This window comes from Rhodococcus sp. H-CA8f, from assembly GCF_002501585.1.
GTDB lineage: Bacteria > Actinomycetota > Actinomycetes > Mycobacteriales > Mycobacteriaceae > Rhodococcus_F > Rhodococcus_F erythropolis.
The window spans coordinates 142,729-165,890 of record NZ_CP023720.1 but is presented as its reverse complement, the minus strand read 5'-3'; the positions used below and the strand labels follow the sequence as shown (position 1 = coordinate 165,890).

General features: G+C 63.4%; 20 protein-coding genes. 8 read left to right on the top strand and 12 right to left on the bottom strand.

The features are described from left to right. Window positions 1-110 precede the first annotated feature (110 nt). Window positions 111-1,337, top strand: a complete 1,227-nt coding sequence (locus CPI83_RS00745) for a CoA transferase (protein ID WP_069145274.1) — start codon at window positions 111-113, stop codon at window positions 1,335-1,337. Further along, entirely contained in the window at window positions 1,334-2,845 is a 1,512-nt protein-coding gene (locus tag CPI83_RS00740; protein ID WP_097386633.1) for a carboxyl transferase domain-containing protein, read from the top strand. The genes CPI83_RS00745 and CPI83_RS00740 overlap by 4 nt, the downstream gene beginning before the upstream one ends. Before the next feature lie 96 nt (window positions 2,846-2,941). On the opposite strand, the gene CPI83_RS00735 is transcribed toward CPI83_RS00740, so the two are convergent. The 3 genes from CPI83_RS00735 to CPI83_RS00725 all read right to left on the bottom strand — a co-directional run bounded on the left by CPI83_RS00735 (window position 2,942) and on the right by CPI83_RS00725 (window position 7,385). After that, complete coding sequence (locus CPI83_RS00735) at window positions 2,942-4,375, bottom strand: solute carrier family 23 protein (protein WP_020971407.1); 1,434 nt, start codon at window positions 4,373-4,375, stop codon at window positions 2,942-2,944. Between the two features lie 148 nt (window positions 4,376-4,523). Then, complete coding sequence (locus tag CPI83_RS00730; protein WP_097386632.1) at window positions 4,524-6,167, bottom strand: PucR family transcriptional regulator; 1,644 nt, start codon at window positions 6,165-6,167, stop codon at window positions 4,524-4,526. 102 nt (window positions 6,168-6,269) lie between these two features. Then, the gene (locus CPI83_RS00725; RefSeq protein ID WP_092765794.1) at window positions 6,270-7,385 is read right to left on the bottom strand and encodes an XdhC family protein; all 1,116 of its coding nucleotides are present in this window, start codon (window positions 7,383-7,385) and stop codon (window positions 6,270-6,272) included. A gap of 282 nt (window positions 7,386-7,667) precedes the next feature. On the opposite strand from CPI83_RS00725, the gene CPI83_RS00720 reads away from it, so the two are divergent. From CPI83_RS00720 to CPI83_RS00710, 3 genes are read left to right on the top strand one after another with little or no spacing between them, the layout of a single operon-like run. Then, window positions 7,668-8,855, top strand: a complete 1,188-nt coding sequence (locus tag CPI83_RS00720; protein ID WP_020909753.1) for a CoA transferase — start codon at window positions 7,668-7,670, stop codon at window positions 8,853-8,855. Window positions 8,856-8,898: 43 nt separating this feature from the next. Beyond that, a complete protein-coding gene (locus tag CPI83_RS00715; RefSeq protein WP_020909754.1) occupies window positions 8,899-9,558 on the top strand; it encodes a helix-turn-helix domain-containing protein in 660 nt (219 codons plus the stop codon). Further along, window positions 9,555-10,214, top strand: coding sequence for an enoyl-CoA hydratase-related protein (locus CPI83_RS00710; protein ID WP_020971410.1), 660 nt, complete (start codon window positions 9,555-9,557; stop codon window positions 10,212-10,214). The genes CPI83_RS00715 and CPI83_RS00710 overlap by 4 nt, the downstream gene beginning before the upstream one ends. Here the strand turns inward: CPI83_RS00710 and CPI83_RS00705 are convergent. Then, on the bottom strand, window positions 10,182-10,727 hold the full coding sequence (locus CPI83_RS00705) for a hypothetical protein (protein ID WP_232816826.1): 546 nt from the start codon (window positions 10,725-10,727) through the stop codon (window positions 10,182-10,184). The genes CPI83_RS00710 and CPI83_RS00705 overlap by 33 nt on opposite strands. A gap of 115 nt (window positions 10,728-10,842) precedes the next feature. Here CPI83_RS00705 and CPI83_RS00700 point away from each other — a divergent pair, with 115 nt between their 5' ends. Beyond that, window positions 10,843-11,574 carry a hypothetical protein gene (locus CPI83_RS00700; RefSeq protein WP_020909757.1) on the top strand — a complete coding sequence of 244 codons (732 nt, stop codon included), beginning with the start codon at window positions 10,843-10,845 and terminating at the stop codon, window positions 11,572-11,574. On the opposite strand, the gene CPI83_RS00695 is transcribed toward CPI83_RS00700, so the two are convergent. Then, the gene (locus CPI83_RS00695; protein WP_097386631.1) at window positions 11,566-12,957 is read right to left on the bottom strand and encodes an amidase; all 1,392 of its coding nucleotides are present in this window, start codon (window positions 12,955-12,957) and stop codon (window positions 11,566-11,568) included. The two genes, CPI83_RS00700 and CPI83_RS00695, sit on opposite strands and share 9 nt — an antisense overlap. 150 nt (window positions 12,958-13,107) lie before the next feature. Next, the gene (locus CPI83_RS00690; RefSeq protein ID WP_007735219.1) at window positions 13,108-13,419 is read right to left on the bottom strand and encodes a metalloregulator ArsR/SmtB family transcription factor; all 312 of its coding nucleotides are present in this window, start codon (window positions 13,417-13,419) and stop codon (window positions 13,108-13,110) included. A 91-nt stretch (window positions 13,420-13,510) separates the two neighbouring features. Between CPI83_RS00690 and CPI83_RS00685 the strand changes: the two genes are divergently transcribed. Continuing rightward, the gene (locus CPI83_RS00685; RefSeq protein ID WP_019746109.1) at window positions 13,511-14,569 is read left to right on the top strand and encodes an SDR family oxidoreductase; all 1,059 of its coding nucleotides are present in this window, start codon (window positions 13,511-13,513) and stop codon (window positions 14,567-14,569) included. A 142-nt stretch (window positions 14,570-14,711) separates the two neighbouring features. Beyond that, a complete protein-coding gene (locus CPI83_RS00680; RefSeq protein ID WP_020971414.1) occupies window positions 14,712-16,010 on the top strand; it encodes a hypothetical protein in 1,299 nt (432 codons plus the stop codon). A gap of 24 nt (window positions 16,011-16,034) precedes the next feature. Here CPI83_RS00680 and CPI83_RS00675 read toward each other — a convergent pair whose 3' ends face one another. The 6 genes from CPI83_RS00675 to ugpC all read right to left on the bottom strand — a co-directional run bounded on the left by CPI83_RS00675 (window position 16,035) and on the right by ugpC (window position 23,131). Continuing rightward, window positions 16,035-18,224, bottom strand: a complete 2,190-nt coding sequence (locus CPI83_RS00675; protein WP_041815441.1) for a transglycosylase domain-containing protein — start codon at window positions 18,222-18,224, stop codon at window positions 16,035-16,037. Between the two features lie 112 nt (window positions 18,225-18,336). Further along, window positions 18,337-18,546: a hypothetical protein gene (locus CPI83_RS00670; RefSeq protein WP_019746112.1), complete on the bottom strand. Its 210-nt coding sequence runs from the start codon at window positions 18,544-18,546 to the stop codon at window positions 18,337-18,339. Between the two features lie 22 nt (window positions 18,547-18,568). Further along, a complete protein-coding gene (locus CPI83_RS00665) occupies window positions 18,569-19,405 on the bottom strand; it encodes a carbohydrate ABC transporter permease (protein ID WP_019746113.1) in 837 nt (278 codons plus the stop codon). Next, window positions 19,402-20,577: a sugar ABC transporter permease gene (locus CPI83_RS00660; protein WP_097386630.1), complete on the bottom strand. Its 1,176-nt coding sequence runs from the start codon at window positions 20,575-20,577 to the stop codon at window positions 19,402-19,404. The genes CPI83_RS00665 and CPI83_RS00660 overlap by 4 nt, the downstream gene beginning before the upstream one ends. Window positions 20,578-20,597: 20 nt before the next feature. Next, the gene (locus CPI83_RS00655; RefSeq protein WP_003946022.1) at window positions 20,598-21,887 is read right to left on the bottom strand and encodes an ABC transporter substrate-binding protein; all 1,290 of its coding nucleotides are present in this window, start codon (window positions 21,885-21,887) and stop codon (window positions 20,598-20,600) included. Window positions 21,888-22,057: 170 nt separating this feature from the next. Continuing rightward, entirely contained in the window at window positions 22,058-23,131 is a 1,074-nt protein-coding gene (gene ugpC / locus CPI83_RS00650) for a sn-glycerol-3-phosphate ABC transporter ATP-binding protein UgpC (protein WP_097386629.1), read from the bottom strand. Window positions 23,132-23,162 lie beyond the last annotated feature (31 nt).

Here is a 23,162-nt window from a genome sequence, read left to right as displayed (position 1 = left end):
TTCAGTGGCCCTGGCCGATTTCTCGGTCCAGCGGACCGGAGTCGACCGAACTACGGAGGCCTCAACCACCAACTGGCTCAGCCAATTACACCAGAACACGGCGGTGCGACATGAACTCGACTTCGAAGCCTCACAACACAAGTGCTCGTAGTGGTCCGCTACACGACGTGATTGTCGTCGACCTCACGCGCGCACTCGCGGGTCCTCACGCGGCAATGATGCTCGGCGATCTGGGTGCAGACGTGATCAAGGTCGAATCACCTCACGGTGGCGACGACACCCGCGGGTGGGGGCCGCCTTTTGTCGAGCCACCGCTGGAACCACCGAACACGCAACGGGAATCGACGTACTTCCTCTCCACGAACCGGAACAAGAAGTCGATCACGCTCGACCTCAAATCCGACAGCGGGCGCGCAACCCTCGAAGATCTTGTCTGCCGCGCCGACGTTCTCATGGAGAACTTCCGCACCGGAGTTCTCGATCGACTCGGATTCTCCACCGAGCGGCTGGCCGAACTCAATCCTCGACTGATCGTCCTGTCCATCAGCGGTTTCGGCCACGACGGCCCGGAAGGTGGTCGCGCCGGCTACGACCAGATCGCCCAGGGGGAAGCCGGACTCATGTCGCTGACCGGCTCGAATCCGGACGACGTTCAACGAGTCGGAGTTCCGATCGCCGATCTTCTCGCCGGGATGTACGGGGCGTTCGGTGTCGTCGCGGCTTTGAAGGAACGCGAACAGACGGGCAGAGGCCGTGTCGTTCGAACGTCTCTCTTGGCCAGCGTGGTCGGTGTTCACGCGTTTCAAGGAACGAAGTGGACCGTCGCCGGCGAGGTAGGCACAGCGCAAGGCAACCACCATCCCTCGATCGCACCGTACGGGCTCTTTCGTACCGGCGATGGCGCAGTGCAGATCTCGGTCGGCAGCGAAAGCCTGTGGAGAAGATTCTGCGAAGGGTTCGAACTCGATCCCGATGCCCCCGGTATGGCAACAAACGCCGAACGCGTCGAGAATCATTTCCAGGTAGTCGAATTGATCGAACGTACCTTCAAACCGTATTCGCGTGACGAGCTTCTGACCGAACTCGACCGCATCGGAGTACCGGCAGGACGGGTTCGGACGATCTCCGAAGTGTACGAATGGGAGCAGACCCGATCACAGGGATTGCTCGTCGACGTCGACCACAGCACGCTCGGAAACATCACTCTGCCCGGGCCGCCGCTGCGATTTTTCGATCCGGACGGAACAGAAGTGACGGAGACCCGGCACACCGCACCGCCGGTACTCGGTGAAGACACTGACGAAGTCATGTCGTGGCTACAAGGATTCACCCGATGAACCGCCTGACGGCTCGCGACTTGCTCGACCTGGTGATCGATGCCGGCACCTGGGAGTCGTGGGATACCCCTCCGATCCCCGTCGCGACCGACTCCGATTACGCCGAAGCACTTCTGCGGGCGCAGGAGAAGACCGGGCTCGACGAGTCCGTCCTGACGGGAAGCGCCTCCGTCCGAGGCCGCCGTGTGGCAATCATCGTCTGCGAGTTCGGTTTTCTCGGCGGATCGATCGGCGTGGCGGCGGGCGAACGCCTCGTCGTCGCCATCCGTCGAGCGACGCAAGAGCAGCTGCCCCTTCTTGCGCTTCCCACCTCCGGAGGAACGCGTATGCAGGAGGGGACAACGGCATTTCTGCAGATGGTCAAGATCACCGCGGCGCTCATCAAGCACAAAGAAGCGCACCTGCCCTACATCGTCTACCTCCGAAACCCCACCACCGGAGGCGTATTCGCGTCCTGGGGGTCACTAGGTCACGTGACGATCGCGGAGCCAGGAGCCCTCGTGGGATTCCTCGGCCCCCGGGTGTTCGAGGCCTTGTACAACTCACCTTTCCCCTTCGGTGTCCAGACAGCGGAGAACCTTCACGAGCACGGACTCATCGATGCGGTGAGGCCGCCAGACCAGCTCGCCGAAATCGTCGACCGCGCATTGCGCATCATCACCTCGAGACGTCGTGGGTACTCGTTGCCGAGTGACCCGTGCTCGTACGATTGCCCACCCGATACGTCGGCGTGGGAATCCGTCGTCGCATCCCGACGCGAAGACCGACCGGGGATCCGGGAAGTGTTGCTCAATTCGGCCTCGGACATGCTCCCGCTCAACGGAACCGGCCAAGGCGAGAACGATCCCGGCATCATGCTCGCGCTCGTTCGCTTCGGCGACATGCCCTGCGTCCTTCTCGGACAGGACCGACGCGGACAGACTGCTCACTCCCCACTCGGCCCCGGCGCTCTGCGGGAAGCTCGGCGAGGGATGCGGCTTGCCGCAGAGCTCGACCTGCCGTTGGTGACGATCATCGACACGGCAGGCGCGGCACTGTCGAAGGAAGCCGAAGAAGGTGGATTGGCCGGCGAAATCGCTCGGTGCATAGCCGACATGATTTCACTCGAGGTCCCCACCATTTCCCTCCTGCTCGGGCAGGGCACCGGCGGCGGCGCCCTGGCACTGATTCCGGCCGATCGAGTGCTGGCGGCCCGCCACGGTTGGCTCTCGCCCTTACCTCCCGAGGGGGCGAGCGCGATCATGTTCCACGACATCACGCACGCTCCGGAGATGGCGGCCGGTCAAGGGATACGGTCCTTCGATCTGCTCACGGGCGGCATCGTCGATCGGGTCATCCCCGAATTTCCCGATGCCGCGGACGAATCCGCCGCCTTCTGCACTCGCGTCGGAGCGGTACTGCACTACGAGCTGAGCGTGCTCAGTGCTACCGATGCGACTGAACGGCTCATCACCCGCACCGAACGCATCGACCGTATCGGCCTGGTCGAAGCCAGCACTGCCGTCTGATCGATCAGTACACAGAACACGCACACACCGCGAAAGGCCGGACATCCTCCAAGGAGGATGTCCGGCCTTCGACAATCGAGCACACTCAGCCAAGTGTCACGTGAGCTGCGGGGCGGGTTCTTCCCGTTCGCCGCCGGGAGCCTTCGAATCCGGCTTGTTCGGTTCCGGATTCTTCGCATTCAGCTCCGGGTTCTTCGAACCGATGAACTGGCACAGGTGGTACATCCCGATCACGACGATGGTGCCGAGCGCGATCCCGCTGAGCGAGAACGTGTCACTGAACTTCAGAGCCGTGTCGCCGATACCGATGATGAGGCCGGCAGCGATCGGCATGAGGTTGAGCGGATTCCCGAAGTCGACGCCGTTCTCCTTCCAGATCTTGGCGCCGAGCAGACCGATCATGCCGTAGAGCACCACGGTGATTCCGCCGAGAACACCGCCGGGCGTCGCCGAGATGACGGCACCGAACTTGGGGGAGAAGCCGAGCATCATCGCGACGATGCCCGCGACCGCGTAGGCGGCGGTGGAGTACACACGGGTCGCTGCCATGACACCGATGTTCTCGGCGTACGTCGTGGTGGGCGAACCGCCGACGCTGCTGGCGATGGCGGTGGCGAAACCGTCACCGGCGAGCGCGCGTCCCATGTACGGGTCGAGATCGTCGCCGGTCATCTCTGCGACTGCCTTGACGTGGCCGGCATTCTCCGCGATCAACGCGATGACACCGGGAAGGACCAGGATGATGAACGTCAGGCTGAACGACGGAGCGTGGATGCCGACGATTCCGTTGGCCTCGTCCGAGAACGGGGGCAGGCCGAACCACGACGCCGACTGCACCGAATCCCAGTTGACGCGGAAGTGCTCGGTGATCTGACCGGTGCCTGCGTCGTACGAGGTGATCGTGCCCGAGACCCGGTCGAGGATCCAGGAGAGGACGTAGCCGAAGATCAGCGCGAGGAAGATGGCGATGCGCGCCATGAAGCCACGTAGCGCGATACTCATGACGATCAGGGCCACCATGACGATCAGAGCCACCCACTGGTCCTGCGGCCAGTACAGCCCCGCGACGACGGGTGCCAGGTTGAATCCGATCAGCATCACCACTGCGCCGGTCACCACCGGGGGAAGAACCTTGAATACGACCCGGCCACCGAGGAAGTGGATCGCGATACCGATGGCTGCCAGGACCAGTCCGGACACCAGGATCGCGCCGGTCACCTCTGCGGACGTTCCGCCTTGGGCACGAATGGCGGCGATACCGCCGACAAAGGCCGCCGACGTACCGAGGTAGCTGGGAATGCGTCCCTTGACCACCAGAAGGAAGAAGAGCGTACAAAAGCCCGACATCATCACGGCAAGTTGAGGATTGAGCCCCATGATGATCGGGAAGACGAACGTCGCGCCGAACATCGACACCACGTGCTGGCTGCCCAGCCCGATGGTTCTTCCCCAGCTGAGCCGCTCGCCGGGAGCGACCACTTCACCCGGTCTGATGTTCTTTCCATCTCCGTGCAACGTCCAAATCGGCATGATGGGACCTTTCGTGCAGAGGAAGGTGTCCGAACGCTGAGTGTGCTCCAGCTCACAAAACACCGTGACTGGAGTGAAACGCTATTACAGCGCAGGGGTATCGACGTGATGACAATCTGCCAGAACCCACGGACTCGGATTGGCAATATTAGTGATTGATGCCGCGCATCGCGGTTATCTTCAGTGCTAGAGACAGATCCAGCCGTAGCTCGGGTTGCGCCGTGAAGGGTCCAAGCATTTTCTCCAGCTTAACGACCCTGTAACGCAGTGTGTTGTAATGGAAGTGGAGCTTGCGCGCTGTCTCGGCGATGTTGATGTTGGTCGCGAGCAAGACTTCCAATGTCTTGCGCATGTCCTGCGCTTCGGCAGTTTCCTCCGTCAGTTCCCGCAGTGTCTCCCGCGCGAACGTCTCCAGCTCGTTTTCGTCCTCGACCAGACTGAGCAGTCTGTACACACCGAGATCGTCGAACTGAGTCACCGTCCACGGACCGGAGATCCGGCGTCCGACGGTCAGTGCGGTGCGCGCCTGACTGTAGAGCGCGGGGACGGCGTCGATCGCCGCTGTCGGCCGGGACACCCCGACACTGAACGGCCTTCTCCCGCCGCCACCTTCACCGCGAACGACCGTGACGAGGTCCCGCACCAATGCCATCGTGTCGGTGCCGACGCCCATGACGATCACCGTCTCGCCCGTCAGCGCGGTCACCGCCGCACCGGGATCGCGGTGGGCGATCGCGCCGGAGAACGCCATCGCCTGGCGATCGACGACAGGCAGCCGAGCGGGCGCCGCCGAGGCCGGTTCGTCGACCGGGTCCGGCTCGATCGAGACGATCACCAGCGGGCGATCGAAGTCCCAACCGAACGTCTTGGCGTGGGAGACAACGTGATCGTGGTCCCCGGCCCGGCCGAGGAGCAGGTCGTGAACGAAGTTGGCGCGATGGCGTTCTTCCACCGACGCCACGGCCTGCTCACGGGTGATGACCAACGCGCACACCGACGCCGCTCGCTCGACCAGGTACTGGTCGTAACTCGTCATCACGCGCTCACCGGTGAACAACGCGAGACGCCCGTGGTCGATGTGATTGGCGGAAATCGCGGACACCGCGATGAATTGACCGTCGAACTCGTGCAGACCCAACCCGCCCTCGACGGTGTCGGTCCGCAGACGACCGGTGGAATCTACGGCGGGACAGGCAGACAGATGCTTGCGCTCCGCGGCATCCCCGGCGCGGCAGATCTCGCGTCCGTCCGAGGTGGTGATCAGGGCGGCGCCCTTCATCTCCCGTGCGATGACCTCGGTCAATTGCGGGAGGCCGCCGCCGCCCATCACGACGTCGACCAGCAGCCGTCGCAAGCGCTCGGCCCCGAACATGGCGTCGATCTGGGCCGACTCCGTCTGCTCACGGTCTCTCGCCGCAGGGTGATCGCACGCACCGTGAAAAACCAGGAGCGGGAAGCCTGCGCTTTCGGCCGCGTCGACCAGTTCCGGCGCGAGAGTGTCCCCGTCTGCGCCGAATTGGACGGCGAGCGCTGCAACTCCGCGCGTCGACAACCGTCCGACAAATGCTTTGAAGGTTTCGGTGACCCGGGCGAGGGTTTCCGGCGTGGTGATCAGCAACTGTCCGTGTCGCAGCCACGGTCCGATGTCCGGAACCGCCATGAATCCCACCCGGGCTACCGTCGGGTCTTCGGAGCCGCCGGCGACCTTTCGAACACCAGGAAGGAGCGGGGTTCGAAGAAGTTCGGAGAGAACAGCATTCACCTCGGATGCCGGTACGGCCGGGTTTGCCACTTGGCAGGCACCTCGATTTCATTCGGATCACGGAAGATGGTTCACGAAAGAAACGATCCTATCCCCACCGAACACAAGATGTCCGAATTCAGCGCAGTCGACTCAGGCCGTTCGATGCAGGGCGGTCGGATTCTCCTGAGGTGGCGGGTGGATCGGCCCCTGCAGATCCCGCAGTTCAAAACCGGATGCATTGCGCAGGGTCTTGGTCATCTCGGCGAGGATCGACACTGCAGTCTCCTCCGGCGTCCTGGCGCCGAGATCCAACCCGATCGGTGAGTGCAGACGCCCCAACTCGACGTCGGTGACGCCTCGCTCCTTCAACAGCGCCACCCGACGCTCATGCGTCGCACGACTTCCCATCGCGCCGACGTATGCAGCCGGCGAACGCAGCGCGATCTCGAGCAAGGGGATGTCGAACTTCTCGTCGTGCGTGAGCACGGCCAGGACGGTTTTGTTGTCGATCGGTGCGGTTTCGAGGAACTTGTGTGGCCACATGACGACCAGATCGTGGGCGTCGGGAAAGCGCGCCCGTGTCGCGAAGACCGGCCGTGCGTCCACGACGGTCACTCGGTAACCCGCAAAGGCGCCCAACGTACACATCGATGCCGCGAAGTCGATGGCCCCGAACACGTACATCCTCGGTAGTGGCGCGAAGATCTCGACCAGCAGGTCGTGCTGCGAATCGATGAGGGTTCCCGCCGGCGCGACAAAGGCTACGGACTCACCGGTGTCCATCGTGCGCAACAGGATGGAGACCTCGTCCTCCGTGGCGTCCAGATCCCCGCTTCGTCGGCCGTGCTCGACGACGAGGTGCCGCGCCGGCGCTCCCGGACGCACTTCGGTGACCACGACGACGGGCGTATCGGCTTCGATCCGTTCACAGACCTGACCGAACTCGGCGAAATCGGCTCCGACGGCCTGGACAAACACTTCGATGGTTCCGCCGCAGGTCAGCCCTACTCCGATGGCGTCGTCGTCGGAGACACTGAAGACCTCGACGCGACTGGTGCCGTCGGCGAGAACCTCCTGGGCGATCTCGTACAGCGCACTCTCGATGCACCCGCCCGAGACGCTGCCGACCACCTCGCCGGAGCGTGAGACGGCCATAGAAGCACCGGGCATGCGCGGTGAGGATCGCCAGGTACGGACAACCGTCGCCAGTGCAAAATCCTCGCCGCGGGCGTGCCACTGCGCCAGCTGAGTGGAAATGTCGCGCATCGCCTCGCCTCCCGCTTGCATCGCCGTCCGTAGAGAGTTCACGGTATCGGCCCACCGCAATCCTGCCTGTCACACAATGCGCCTAAATCCGGGCCCTGCAGTTGTGCAATGTCGCCGTCGCATCACCGTGCGCTCTCGACCAGTGTTGTCACCGAGCCCAGCCGAAAGCAGGCCTGACCTTCATTCTTCCCCTCTCCGACGATCACTGCAGCGGTAATTCACGCAGATGGTGCGACGGATCGAGTGGGCGACGTTGCACACCACAGAACCGAGGTTTCTCCCATGGACCAATTGCTCAGCGGTATCAAAGTTCTCGACCTCACCCGCGCTCTCGCGGGCCCTCTGTGCACGTCGCTGCTCTCGGACTTCGGCGCCGACGTGGTCAAGGTCGAAACCCGTGGCTCCGGCGACAGTTCGCGTCAGTGGCCGCCGTTCGACGGCGATCGAAGCCTCTACTTCGCTTCCGTGAACCGCGGCAAGAGGTCGATCGCCATCGACATGCGCAGTGACCGCGGGCGGAAACTGCTTCGCAGCCTGGCCCTCGACGCGGATGTGCTGGTCGAGAACTTCCGTCCGGGAGTGCTGGCCGACATGGGGCTCGATCCCGATTCGCTCGAGCAGGAGAATCCGGGTCTCGTCGTGATGAGCATCAGTGGTTTCGGCCCGGTGGGCCCGGACCAGTTCGCGCCCGGACTCGATCAGGTGGCCCAGGGCATGTCCGGGTTGATGTCGGTCACCGGCGCCGGGGAACAGACCCCGATGCGGGTCGGTATCCCCATCATCGACACGGTCTCGGGCATCTACGCGGCGCTGGGTATCACGGCGGCGTTGGCTTCGCGCGGACGCGACGGTCGTGGGCACCGCGTGCAGACCTCGTTGCTGGAATCCGCGATCTCGATCATGACCTTCCAGGCGCAGGACTACCTGAGCACCGGGCGGGTGTCGACGCCGAACGGCAATACGCACCCGACGATCACGCCGTACGGCGCTTTCGACACTGCCGACTTCCCGATCAACATTGCCACCGGCTCGGACAAGCACTGGATCGCGCTGTGCTCGGTTATCGGCGACCCCGATCTCGCCTTCCGTGCCGAATATGCCACGGGTAAAGAACGTTTGGCGCACCGAGACCAACTGACCAAAGAACTCGAGGACCTACTGACCACGAAGGGCGCGGCACAGTGGATCGCCGAGATCCGCGGTGCCGGAATCCCCTGCGGCCCGATTCATTCGATCGATCAGGTGTTCTCCGACCCGCAGGTCGAGGCATTGCAGATGGTCGAGCAGACCCAGAGCGCCGACGGAACATCGATTCCCGTTGTCCGCGGACCGTTCTGGGTGGACGGCAAGACCCTTCCCGTCAGGAATGCGCCACCCATGACTCTCGGCGGTGACGCCGACGACGTACTCACCGACTTCGGCCTGCGCCCGGAGGAGATCGAGGATCTTCGCGCAAATTCGGTGATCTGACCGCACACTAGTAACAGAGCGGACGCTCTGTTACTGTGCGTTCATGCCTCGGCCACGCGTCCACGACCTCGACACCCTGCTCGACGCTGCCGAAAAACTTGCCGCCACTGCCGGGCCGAGCGCTGTCACGGTCAGGGCGGTCTCCGACGCCACCGGTGTATCCAACGGGGCGATCTATCACGCATTCGGCTCTCGCAGTGGACTGGTCGGTAGCGCGTGGCTGCGTGCCGCGCAACGATTTCTCGCGCTTCAGCAATCGAGAGTGGACGACGCTCTCACGGACCCCGCGCCGACCTCCGCGGTTTCCGCCGTCGTCGCAGCCGCCGAAGTTCCGGCCGTCTTCGCGCTCGACTACCCACAATCCGCGTTGCTGCTGCTGACGATTCAGCGCGACGAACTGCTCGGCACCGACGTCCCTGCCGACATCGCCGAGAAACTCACACAACTCGACCGGTCTCTGGTCGAGTTGTTCATCCGGTTGTCGACCGCGCTCTGGGGCCGCAAGGACGGCCGAGCCGTCGAAGCAATCGAAGCCTGTGTTGTCGGCCTGCCTACCGGGCTGCTCATTCATCCCGCCAAACGCGCCGACGGTTGGCGAGTCCCCGACGCCGCAGCACGCGCGCGGTTGGATGCCGCCGTTCGAGCGGTTCTGCATCTCGACCCACCACTGCCCAAGCCCCGCAACAGGAAAGGCCAATCATGACCGCAACTCTGCGCTTCGAAGACAAGATCGCCGTTCTCGATCTCGGCGAGGACGAGAATCGATTCTCGCCAGATTGGCTCGATTCCGTCGACAAGCTACTCGACCAGGCTCTGAGCGAAGGCGCACACGCCCTGGTCACCACGGCGACGGGCAAGTTCTACTCCAACGGACTCGACCTCGACTGGCTGGGCGCGAACGGCGACAAGGCGAAGTGGTATGTGCAGCAGGTGCAGTCGCTGTTCGCCCGGATGCTGACGTTCCCCATGCCCACCGTCGCGGCGATCAACGGCCACGCCTTCGGAGCGGGCGCCATGCTCGGCATCGCGCACGATTACCGCGTCATGCGCGATGATCGCGGCTACTACTGCTTCCCGGAGGTGGACATCAACATCCCCTTCACCGAAGGAATGGCAGCTCTCATCCAGGCCAAGCTCAGCCCGGCGTCGGCAATCGTCGCCATGACCACGGGGCGGCGATACGGCGGAAGTGACGCATTCGCAGCCGGTTTGGTGGACTTCACAGCTTCCGTCGATGCTTTGACCGCGAAGGCCATCGAAATGGTTGCGCCGATCGGCCCGAAGAATGCGGGCACACTGGGGGCAATCAAATCGACGATGTTCGCTTCAGTGGTCACCGCTCTGAACACCGACGGCTAAGAGCGCTGGACTGCGTTCTCGCAGAGCCGCTTCCAGATCATCGGCAACACTTTCGGGATCGCGGCCTTCTGTGCTCAGAACCACGTCGACCCCACTGAGCGTCGGCATCGAACCGGCCAGCAGTTGTGACGCTTCCACCAGACCGTCGAGCCCGGCCCAGCCGGCCGGTTCACGTTCGACGATTCTGGTGCGCAACGTATCCGGATCGGCCTCGAGGCGCGCCAGCAGGTGCCCCTCGGCGCCGGTCGCGGCCAGCAAGGCATGCCCGTAGTCGTCGTCTTCGACGGTCGCCGTGAGGAACAGGAGTTCGTACCCCGCTTCCCGGTACGACGCGCACAACATCCCGACGTGTGCGATTGCCCGCTCGGTTCCCAGCGGCGGGTAGCACCGCTCGAGTTCGTCCACCTCGATCATCGCGTTGCTCACCCCGGCCTCGCCGAGTCGATCGTGAAGCGCGGTCAGCACGGAACTCTTCCCCGCGCCCGGCGGGCCTGTCAGCAGTAGTACGAACACGTCCTCCACTATTCCAGAGCCGTGAGCATGTCCAGAGCCTTGTGCAGGCGTGGGGCGGCGAGAAGGCTGGAGAAGACAGATTGACGTGCACAACAGCCCTGATCGGAGCACAGCGATGACCACCACGATCACCGAAATCGCGCCGGACATCTACCGACTGTCGACCTTCGTGGACGAAGCGAACCTCACGATGAACCAGTTTCTCGTCGACGGCGAGGAACCCTTGCTCTTCCACACCGGGCAGCGAGCGTTGTTCACCTCAGCTTCCGACGCACTCTCCACGCTGATCGACATCGACCGTCTGAAATGGATCACGTTCGGTCACGTCGAGGCCGACGAGTGCGGGTCCATGAACTCCTGGCTTGCGGCGGCCCCCGAAGCACAAGTGGCGCACGGCGCGATGGGGTGCTTCGTTCAGGTCAACGATCTGGCCGATCGGGCGCCACTTCCCTTGCAGGACGGCGACGTACTCGAAACCGGCAGGCGCCGCGTTCGCCACATCGACACCCCGCACGTCCCGCACGGTTGGGACGCGGGCCTGATGTTCGAGGAGACGACGTCCACGCTGTTCTGCGGAGATCTCTTCACTGCGTTCGGGCACCACCCCGCGACTACCGAGCACGAAATCGTCGGTCCCGCTTTGGAAGCCGAGGACTTGGGCCACGCCACCTGCCTCACCCCGGATCTCGAACCCACGATCCGCGCCCTGGCCGACCTCGAGCCGCGGATTCTGGCTACCATGCATGCACCGACGTACTACGGCGACTGCGTCACCACGCTTCACGACCTGGCCGACTCGTACGCAACACGTTTCGCAGCCGAAACCGAAAGATGGAAGTCAGACTAGAGCTTGCGCATTCGACATGATTCGCGCCGCCACGGACAGCGCAACGTGCTCGTGGAACGGCCGCGCCACCACTTGCACTCCGACCGGTAAACCGTTGCGGGAGAGTCCTACCGGAACCACGACCGACGGAAGGCCGAGCACACTGATCGCCCGGCAACTCGCGAGCGCGTCCATCCACGTGAGTTCGCGACCGCCCACCTCGAAGCTCTCCACACCGAGCGGCGGAGCGAGCACCGACGCAACCGGCAGAATCAGCACGTCGCCCATCTCGCCGAGGAAGTCGGCGATCAACATCGCACGATCCGCCCACAGCGCTTCCACCTCGGCTGAACTCCGATCATGGCCTGCGGCAAGCATGGCAGTGATGTCCGCGTCGAAAGAGTGCGCTGAACCCGCGGCGAGAGAGTGGATGTCCGCGTGGGTCTCGACCGATCGCAACGCGCCGAAAAGCGCGTTGGCCCGCGGCAGAGCCAGACCGTCGTACTCACTCGCGTCCAGGCTGTTCGCCACCGAGCGAACCGCCGACAGGATTTCTTCGTCGACAGGCATGGTTCCCTCGCCGGGTGCCCAGCGGATGTCGAGGTGTTCGACGTCGACCGAGTCCGGCTCGGTCCACGCGAGATGCGGCTTCGACAGGACGCGCAGCGCAAGCGTCGCATCACCGAGGTTGCGGGCCAGTGGGCCGATGGTCTGGATCGTGCCGTGCATCGTCGCAGGATTGGCGAGTACCCGTCCATCCGAAAGCACGCCGGGGTATTGCCCTTCAAGGTCGATACGGCCGAGCGTCGGGCGAACCGAAGTGAGGCCGGTGCAGTGGGCGGGCCAACGCACCGAGCCACCAAAATCCGTACCGAGTCCGAGCACGCTCATTCCGGCAGCAACCGACGCGGACTCACCGCCACTCGATCCGCCGGGGGACCGGACGACGCCGTCCGGTCGCACCGGGCTGGCCGTGGTTCCGAACAGTTCGTTTCGCGTCAGACCGCACGCGCCGAATTCCGGGGTGTTGGTCTTGCCGATCAGGATTGCGCCGGCAGCCTTGAACGCGGCGACGGCCGGGGCGTCGACGGCCGGTATGTTGTCCGCCAGAGTGCGAGAACCGGCGGTGGTACGCACGCCGGCAGTAGCGATCAAGTCCTTGACCGTGAACGGAACCCCGGCAAGGGGGCCGAGTGTCTCGCCGAGAAGGCGACGTTCGTCCAGGCTGTCTGCGGCCGCACGCGCGTCCTCGGCGCACACGGTGACCAGTGCGTTGAGTTCGCCGTTGCGTTCGTCGATCCGTGCGAGATGTTCTTCGACGACGGTCCGCGCCGACGCCTGACCCGACCGCACGGCTTCGGCGATGGATCGGGCATCACGGCCCACCCAGCTCTCACGACTCATCGCACGCCTCTCCTTGCCAGTACCCTCTGCCGAGCGTAAGGACAACGAGCAAGCCGAGAAACGACCACAATGCACATACCGACGGCTCCGGCGATGTGAGGTTTTGCCACAACGTCCGCGGTTCCGGAGGGATCGGTCAGGTGCTGGTACCTACAAACCCTGCCTGATGAATGCAGCAAGCTTCTCGATCTGTTGCTCGTTTCGTTTGTAATGCCTCCACTGGCCGATTCGTGTGGTGGTGACCAGATCCGCGGCCTGGAGTGCGGCCATGTACTGAGACGCAGTCGATTGCGACACCTTCGCCCTCGCTTGTATGTGCTTGAGGCACACTCCGACCTCCTCGGCAGGCTCGAGCTGAGGGGGAAAGCTCCCAGGGTCTTTCAACCACTGCAGGATTTGTACACGCATCGGGTTGGCCAGCGCCTTGAACGCCGTTTCCCACTCGGTTGTTGCGTCTTCCATGCTCGAGATCATACCGCTAGATCGCGAAATGCCGATATATATGGTTCACTCCCTATATCGCAACATCGCGATATTCCAATGGGAGGCTGAAATGGTGCATCACAATAAAGTCGCACTCGTGGTCGGAGCCCGAGGTGTGATCGGTGGGAACTTGATCGATCACCTCGAATCAACCGGCGAATGGAAGATCATCGGACTCTCGCGCCGAGGCGGCACGAACACCGACCGGGTCGAACACATCGCAGTCGACCTGCTCGATCCTTCCCGGACTGCAGCGGCACTGAGCGGACTGGACGACGTCACCCACGTCTTCTACGCCGCCTATCAAGACCGCCCGACATGGGCCGAGCTGGTTCCGCCCAACTTGGCGATGCTGGTCAACACTCTCGACGCCATCGAACCCGTTGCCGGCGGACTCGAGCACGTCAGCCTGATGCAGGGCTACAAGGTTTACGGGGCACATCTCGGACCGTTCAAAACTCCGGCCCGCGAGAGCGATCCACCGCACATGCCACCCGAGTTCAACGTCGACCAACAGCAGTTCCTCGAACGCAGGCAGCTCGGCAAGTCGTGGACGTGGTCGGCGATCAGACCCTCGGTCGTCTCCGGATTCGCGTTGGGCAACCCGATGAACCTCGCGATGGTCATCGCCGTCTACGCGACCATCTCGAAGAAACTGGGTGTCCCACTCCGATTCCCCGGCAAGCCCGGCGCGTACACCAGCTTGATCGAGATGACCGACGCCGGACTCCTGGCCGAAGCAACGGTCTGGGCCGCGACCAATCCCGAGTGCGCAAATCAGGCGTTCAACATCAACAACGGCGACCTGTTTCGCTGGCAGGAAATGTGGCCGAAGATCGCAGCCTTCTTCGACATGGACGTCGCACCTCCGCTCCCGATGTCCCTCGATGTCGCAATGGCGGACAAGGAGTCGGTGTGGGATGAACTCGTCGAGGAACACCAACTTGCTCGGACCCCGTACTCCGATGTCTCGTCCTGGGGGTTCGGTGACTTCGTATTCGGATGGGACTACGACTTTTTCGCTGACGGATCGAAAGCTCGGCGGTTCGGATTTCACCGCCACGTCGACACCGAAGCGATGTTCCTCGACATCTTCGCCAATCTGCAGGCTCGGAAGATAATCCCCTGACTGGAAACACGGTCGCTTCGAATCCTACGAACACTGTCACTGTCGGACCCCGGGACTACCGTCGTAGGCGGGGTTTGAAAAGCAGGGGTTTCGGCGAGTCGTCGGTAGGGCCCCATGCGCCCCCCGGACCAGAGGAGCGACGATGTCGGACAATACTTTCGATCTGGAAATCCTGAGTGCCTGGACTACTTTCGAGACTCATCTCGCTCGCTACATCTCCGTGATGGAGGACGACGACACTCTCGTGGTGGAGTCGCATTACGACAGCATGGACGAACTGGCAGACGCACCCGCGTGCATCCAGTTCTTCGCGTGGAACCAGACCTCCGTGCGCTGTGAAGTCCCTTCCAACAGGTTTCTGCATCCACTGCGGATGCTCGAACCGGAAGACCATTCAGCGCTGCTCGACATGGGGTTCAGCGCTCCCGATCTGTGCGAGCACGAGCCCGAGGGCAACGGGTCCATGTCCTTCTACATCGACGTCGACCGCACTCGTCCCGAGGAACTGGTGACAAAGGTGTTGCGTGTCTTCCGCGAGATGTGGAGCATTGCGCACCCGTCGTTCCTGCGTGCCAGCACCAGTGGACGCGAGTCGACGCCGGCGTTCGCCACGACGCCGTCGCACGCTCCCTCGGGTTCGGGTGACATGCTGCGGATCCTGGTCGACGGGGCCGTCGAACGCCTTCTCGGCCATCCACCCAAGCGTGACGACGACGGCGACATCCCGCTCGTCCGCGGTGAGCAGGTCACCTATGTTCGTGTCCTCGAGGACGACGAGTACGTGGAGGTGTTCTCGCGGGTCGTGCATTCGGTGGAGAACCTCGATAACGCTGCTGTTGTTCTCGCCCAGCTCAATCGGCAGTGGCCGACCATCAAACTCATTCTCGTCGAGCAGAGTGTGCTGGGCGTTGTGCGGGTGGACGGCGCACCCTTCGTCGCCGAGCACCTCCTCCGGGCTCTGCGCTCGTTCGCCGAATTGGCCGAAGCATCGGACGAACTCGCCGAAGAACTGGGCGGGCAACCCATTCGCGCTACCGGAGACACCGCCTTCAACGACGGGATGGCCTCCGAGCACGAAGATCCCGGTGCCGAATACGAATCACACGAGTGCCACGAATTTCCTCCGGCGCTCATGGCGCTCCTCGAACTCGACGCGGACGGAACGGGCGAGCTCAGCGCCGAAGAGGTTGCCGTGATCTGTGAGCACGACCGCGACACCATTCTCGACTACCTGAGGATCAGCCAGGAGCAGGAGACGGCCTGGCACGAGGCGTTGACCGAGTCCATCCGGCGCAAGGACGACGACACCGACCTGTGCGCGGGCGAAAAGCGCGCGTGGACGCACGCGATCCGCAACCTCAGGCGCGGACTGCGCGTCGTTGTACTTCCCGCCAAGGATGCAGCGCCGACCCAGCTCGGCCTCTTCGACGATCAGGCCTGAGAGCCGGAAATCGAGCGCTGCGGCTCAGCCCGGTAGCGGGATGACGATGCCAGGCAAGATCTCGATCTGACGCGGCAACTGGGGAAGCTGCGGCACTTCGATCGGCGGCAGGCCGGGCACCTCGATGGGCGCTGGGGGAGCGGCCGCGCCCGTCGTGGGTGTGCCCGTCCCATCACCCGAGGTCACACCGGAGTTGGCGGGAACGCCGGCCTGCCCGCCGATGGGATCGGGCCACGGGAAGCTCTCCCAGTCGGAGCCCTTCAACGCGCCGTCCATCGTGCTCTTCCAAATGTCCGCAGGCACTCCGGAGCCGTAGATCAAGCCGCCGTAGGAGTTGGTGATGGCCTGCGCGTCGGAAGTTCCGATCCACACCGCGGTGGACAGCGACGGCGTGTAACCGACCATCCACGCATCCTTGTTCTGCCCCGTGTCACCCAACTGCGCGGTGCCGGTCTTGGCAGCAGACGGGCGTCCACCGGCGAGCGCGTGACCGTTCGAGTACGACGCGATCGGCAGCATTGCCTGCGTGATGTTGTCGGCAACGGCAGCATCGAGACGACGCTCACCGGGAGAGACCGGGCGATCGAGCAGGACTTCACCTTCGGCCGTCACGACCTTCTGGATGAAGTGCGGCTGCTGGTACACACCGGAGTTGGCGAGCGTCGCGTACGCGGATGCCATGTCGATAACACGAGACTGATACTGGCCGAGCACGATTCCGTTCTCCGGCGGGCCACCCTCCTGTGTGAGCGTCGGGTAGTCGAGTCCGGGAATCTGTTCGGGGATGCCGGCCAGATGGGCGGCGTCGGCGATCTTCTGGGCACCGTTCTCCATCGAGAGCATCAACCGGTAGAAGCTGGTGTTCAGCGAACGCTTGAGTGCCTCGGCGATGGTGCATCGACCACAGGATTCGCCGCCGACGTTTCCGATGGTCACACCGTTGATCGTGAGCGGTGAACTGTCGAACCGTGCGGACAGCGGAATGTCTTCCATCAATGCTGCGACCAGGCCGAAGACCTTGAACGCTGAACCGGTTTGCAGCGGCGCCTGGGCGTAGTCGAAGCCGGCTCCGTCGTCACCGCCGTAATAGGCGTCGACGCCACCGGTCTTGGGGTCGATGGACACTACTGCGGTCCGCAGGTCTTCGGGTTCACCGTCGAGATTCCGCTTGACGGCGCCCAGCGCAGCTTCCTGCGCAACCGGGTCGATGGTTGTCGTGATTTGCAGACCAGCGGTGTTCAGCGTCTGGTCGCTGATACCGGCCTCGGCCAGTTCCTTGAGTACCTGAGTCTTGATGTGGCCTTCGGGTCCGGGCGCCTGGTTCAGATCGGTCGGCCGATTGGCGGGGGCGACAGCCGGGAACTGCATCGCGTCGCGATCAGTCTTGGTCAGGCTGCCCAGTTCCACCATGCCGTTGAGAACGTAGTCCCAGCGCGCTTGCAGTGCGGACAGATTGGTCTCGGGGTCCAGGAACGACGGGCTCTGGATGACGGAAGCGAGAACTGCGCCTTCCTCGACGCTCAGCTCACTGACCGGCTTGTCGAAGTACGCGTTCGACGCGGCGGCGATACCGTAGGCACCGCGACCGAAGTAGATGGTGTTGAGATACGCGGCAAGGATGTCGTCCTTGGACCATTCGCGCGCCATCTTGGCGGAGATGACAAGCTCACGCAGCTTCCTGTCGATACTGCGCTTGTCACCGACCAAGACGTTCTTCACGTATTGCTGAGTGATCGTCGAGCCACCGCCGGCGCTTTCCTTGCCCATCACGTTGTCTCGGGCAGCGCGAGCAAATCCGGAGATCGAGAAGCCGGGGTTGGTGTAGAAGTTGCGATCCTCCGCCGAGAGCACCGAATCGCGGACGTGAATCGGGATGGCCGACAACGCGACCTCGGTGCGGTTTCCCTCCGCCGGCACCACCTTGCCGAGCACGGTCGTGCCGTCGGCCATGTAGATGGTGGACACCTGATTGGTCTGCATGTCCGAGGGGCGCGGGACGTCGGTCCGGCTGTACGCGACAGCAAAAACCGACGCAGGCACGATGATCATCAGGAGCACGAGAACGTAGATGGTCCGCCGGACGTACCGCCACTTGGAGCGCTGCTTCTTCTCCGGCTTGGCCGACTTGCTCGACCGTGGGGAATTAGCCGACTTGCCCGATCGAGCCGACGACTGATCGCCACCCGTCGCACTCGATCTGTTCGATGGACTCACTCAACACTCCCGGTCGTGGATCCGGACTTACCGGCACCATTCCACCAGGGTGATATCTCGATCAGATAACTCCCGGCAACTGCGATACCGAAATGTCACCCTACCGGGCTGGCTACTCGCGACGTTCTGCTCGGACCGCGTTCCGATATCCGCGGAACGCCAGCCCGAGAGCGACGACGCAACCGAGCAGCACCAAAGACGGCATCACGCCGGGGTCGCCCTTGACGATCGCGACCACAGCGCCGATCAACGCCATGAGGGCGAAGACCGAGATGAAGCCGGCGATCAGCTCCATGCGCTGGGCGCGCGAAGCCCGCCTCATCGAAACCGCGCGCAGGCGCGCATCACGACTTGACGCCGCCTGCGGTCAGACCGGCGATGATGCGTCGCTGGAAGATGAGAACCATGATGACCAGCGGGATCATCACAAGGGTTCCGCCGGCCATGATCGAGGTGTACGGCGTGACGAATGGGTCGGTTCCGGAGAATTTGGCCATCGCCACCGTGACGGGCGCGGTTTTGTCACTCGAGAGTTGCAGCGAAAGCAGGTACTCGTTGACCGTTGCGATGAAAGCCAAAATCGCGGTGGTGAACAGTGCCGGCGCAGCGAGGGGCAGCATGATCAGACGGAAGGCCTGGCCACGGGTGGCGCCGTCGATACGCGCCGCTTCTTCGAGCTCCCACGGAAGTTCGGAGAAGAACGACGTCAGCGTGTAGACCGTCAGCGGCAGCACGAACGAGATGTTCGGGATGATCAGCGCTTTGTAGCTGCCGATCCAGCCGATGTCGGTGAACAACTGGAACAGCGGGGTCACGAGGGCGACGACCGGAAACATGGACGCGCCGAGGATGATTCCGGTGACGAAGTATTTGCCACGAAAATCGAATCGCGAGAGCGCGTAGGCGGTGAACACACCGATGACCAAGGCGATCAGCGTGGTCGCGCCCGCGATGATGAGGCTGTTCATCAGTGCCCGGGTGAAGTTCACCTTCGCGTCGGGATCGAGCGCCGCGGTGAAGTTGGACAGCGTGAGATTGGTGGGCCACAGCGACGTCGAGAACGTGTCCGCCGGGTCGCGCAACGCCGTCACGATCATCCAGTAGCAGGGAGCGAGTCCCCACACGATGATCAGTACGACGCCGATGTAGGTGCCGATCTTGCCGCGTAGTGCCTTGTTCATACCGGCTCCCCCTTCCGCTGCTTTTCCTGCGTGCTGACCGCATTGGCTCCGAGGAATCGGACAAGGATGAAGGCCACAGCGAAGATGATGAGGAACGTGATGGTGGACAGGGCCGACGCCGAATTGGCGCCGACGCGCATCTGATCGACCACCAGAACCGAGATGGTGGAGGTGGCGGGATTGGATCCCATCATGATCGCGGGCAGGTCGTACATGCGCAGCGCGTCCATCGTGCGGAAGAGCACCGCCACCATGAGTGCGGGCTTGACCAGCGGAAGCGTGATCATGCGGAACCGCTGCCAGGCCGTCGCGCCGTCGACCTTGGCGGCCTCGTAGACGTCGGCGGGAATCATCTGCAGACCCGCGAGAATCAGCAACGCCATGAACGGCGCGGTCTTCCAGACGTCGGCGACGACGATCGCGAATCGTGCCGGCCAGGGATCCGCCGTCCACAGGATGTTGGTGCCGAGGATCTTGTTGGCAATGCCGTCGTTGGCGAAGATGAAGAACCAGAGCTTCGCGGTGACGGCGGTGGGGATGGCCCAGGGAATCAGCACGGAGGCGCGGAGCAAACCGCGGCCGCGGAACGTCTTGGCCATGATCAGCGCCATCGACAGACCGATCACCGTCTCGAGCAGGACGGTGACGACGGTGAAGCCGAACGTATTTCCGATCGACTGCCAGAACTGCGATCCGAGCGTGCCGGGCGGGCAGGGAATCGAGCCGTTGGCGGTGTTGCAGGACTGGGTGATCCAGTTCTTGTAGTTCTCGAACCACGTGAACTGACCGGTGACGAACATGCCGGTCTCGGGATCGAGCTTCTTGCCGTCGCTGTGCATCGACATCCAGATCGCTCGTCCGAGCGGATACAGAATGATGACGGCGAGAACGATCAGCGACGGTGCGACGAACGCCCACACCGGAACTCGTCGACGCTTCTTCGGCTTGTCGGCCGACGCAGGCGGGGGCGAGGTCGGTGTGGGTGGAGTAGCTGCAAGGTCAGGCAGAACCTTGGTCAGGGATGTCCCTGCTGCCTCGGATGCCGACGGCTCTTCTAGCGGTTCCGGTGCACGGTGTCTCCCACCAACGCCCGAACGGTCGGGACCGGTTGAACCGGCCCCGACCGTGGGGTTGGTAGGCACAGCCGCGGAAGGATCCTGCGGTTCTGCCATTGCTTATTGCTCCTGGTAGATCAGTTACCGGCGGTTTCGATGCCGGCCTTGGTGTCCGCCAAAGCCTGCTCGACGGTCTTCTCGCCGCGAATAGCAGCGTAGGTGTTGTCGGAGATCGACTTCGACACCTGCGTGTAGTACGGCGTGACGGGGCGCGGCTGAGCGGTAGCGAGTGCTTCCTTCAGGGTCGCGAAGTACGGGAACTGGGCGAGCACTGCCGGGTCGTCGTAGACAGCCGAGAGGACGGGTGCGCCGCCGACCTCGGTGAAGTACGTCTGCGACTTCTTGGTCTGCATGAACTCGAGGAAGTCACGAGCTGTTGCCGGCGCGTCGGAGTACGCGCTGATGCCGACGTTGTAGCCGCCGACGGTCGAAGCGCCCGGTCCGTCGACACCCGGAAGAACGGTGTAGCCGTACTTGCCGGCAACCGAGGTCTTCTCACCGTCGACCGAGAAGCCGGACCACGTGCGCATGAAGAGTGCCTTGCCGTCACCGAACGCGGTCTGCGACTCGCCCTCGGAGTAGGTCAGTGCTTCCTGCGGGATGGTGTTGTCGGCGAAGTTGTCGACGATCGACTGAACGCCTGCCTTCGTCTTGTCGTCGATGGCCGGGGTGAGTCCGTCCGGGCCGACCCACGGGCCGTCGAAAGCGTTGGTGATCTCGGTGGTGTTGACCGTCAGGCCCTCGTAGTTCTTGAACTGACCGATGTAGCAGGAGATGCCGGCTTCGACAGCCTTCGGGCAGTTTTCCTTGAGCTCGGCCCACGTGGTGGGAGCCTTCTCGACGAGGTCCTTGCGGTAGTACAGGAACGCGGCGTTGGTGTTCTTCGGCGCTGCGTAGAGCTTGCCGTTGTAGGTGCCCGACGCGACGGTCGACGGCAGGAGGCCGGACTCGTCGATCGCGAGGTCACCCTCGAGCGGCAGCAGCCAGCCGTTTGCGGCGAACTGAGCGGTGTTGACGACGTCGACGCCGATGAGGTCGTACTCGTCGCTCTTGGCCTGCATGCGCTGGGTGATGTCGTCGACCTGCGCGTTGGCTTCCTTGGCCAGCGGCTTGAGCGTGACCTTCTCGTCCGGATGCTCCGCATTCCAGTCGGTGATGATGTTTTCGAGCGCCTCGTTCAGGGCATCCTGCCCCTCGACGATCGTGATGGGTCCGCGGCCTTCGCTCGAGGACGATCCCCCGGATGCGGCCGTGGTGCTGGTTCCGCTGTCCTTGTCCGAATCGGACGAGCAGCCTGCCAGTACCAGCATGGACGCTGCCGTGGCTGCAATTGCAGCGCGGCGCATCGCCTTCGAGTTCAGAACCATGGATTCGCTCCCCGTATGTGTATGACAAATAGACGGTCACCGAGAGCCGGCTCACGGCATGCGCCATGGGTGCCGGCTCTCGGCATCGGCCCCTACTGTGGCACGAGACACCCCTACTTGTGGGTATTACGCCGAACCTGAATCGGTCATGTGTCGTTTGACAGGTCCGCCTAACCCAGGCGACGCCCGTCGGTGGTGGCAAAAATGTGCACCTTCTCAGGGTCGACGCGCAGGTTGACTCGCTCGCCCTTCTGCGGCGGGTTGCGCCAGTCACCACGCGAAACGATCTGCTGCAACCGTCCGCCGATCGTGGTGCGTCCGTAGACGTAGGCGTCGGAACCGAGTTCCTCGACGACGTCGACCTCCATCGGCAGGCCTTCGGCGGCGATCTCGAGGTGCTCGGGGCGAATACCCAGAACAACCTCGGTTTCGACGACACCGTTCATCGTCTCGCGCGGAACCGGAACGATCCCGTCACCGAATGCGACGCCGCCGTCGACGACGGGGAGGGTGAACAGGTTCATCGCGGGTGAACCCATGAAGCCGGCAACGAAGACGTTCGTCGGCTTGTTGTAGAGCTCGCGCGGCGAGGCGCACTGCTGCAGGATTCCCTTTTCGAGGACTGCGACGCGGTCACCCATCGTCATGGCCTCGACCTGGTCGTGGGTCACGTAGACCATCGTCGTCGCGAGGCGTCGTTGCAGCTGAGCGATCTGCGTGCGCGTCTGAACACGGAGTTTCGCGTCGAGGTTCGAGAGGGGCTCGTCCATGAGGAAGACCTGCGGCTGGCGGACGATGGCGCGGCCCATCGCCACTCGCTGACGCTGGCCACCGGACAGCGCCTTGGGCTTGCGGTCGAGGTACGGCTCGAGATCGAGCATCTTCGCGACCTCTTCGACGCGGGCGCGGATCTCCGTCTTGTTGGTTCCGGAGAGCTTGAGCGCAAAACCCATGTTCTCGGCCACCGACATGTGCGGGTACAGCGCGTAGTTCTGGAAGACCATCGCGATGTCGCGCTCTTTCGGTTCCTGACCGGTGACGTCGCGGTCGCCGATGAGGATGCGCCCGCTGTGGACGTCTTCGAGCCCGGCGAGCATGCGCAGGGTGGTCGACTTTCCGCAGCCGGAGGGTCCGACGAGGACGAGGAACTCGCCGTCCTCGATCTCGAGGTCGAGCTTGTCCACTGCCGGGGTGTTCGATCCGGGGAACAGGCAGGTGGTGCTCTCGAAAGTCACTGAAGCCATGACGGGGTTGATCCCTTCTACCGGCAGGAAC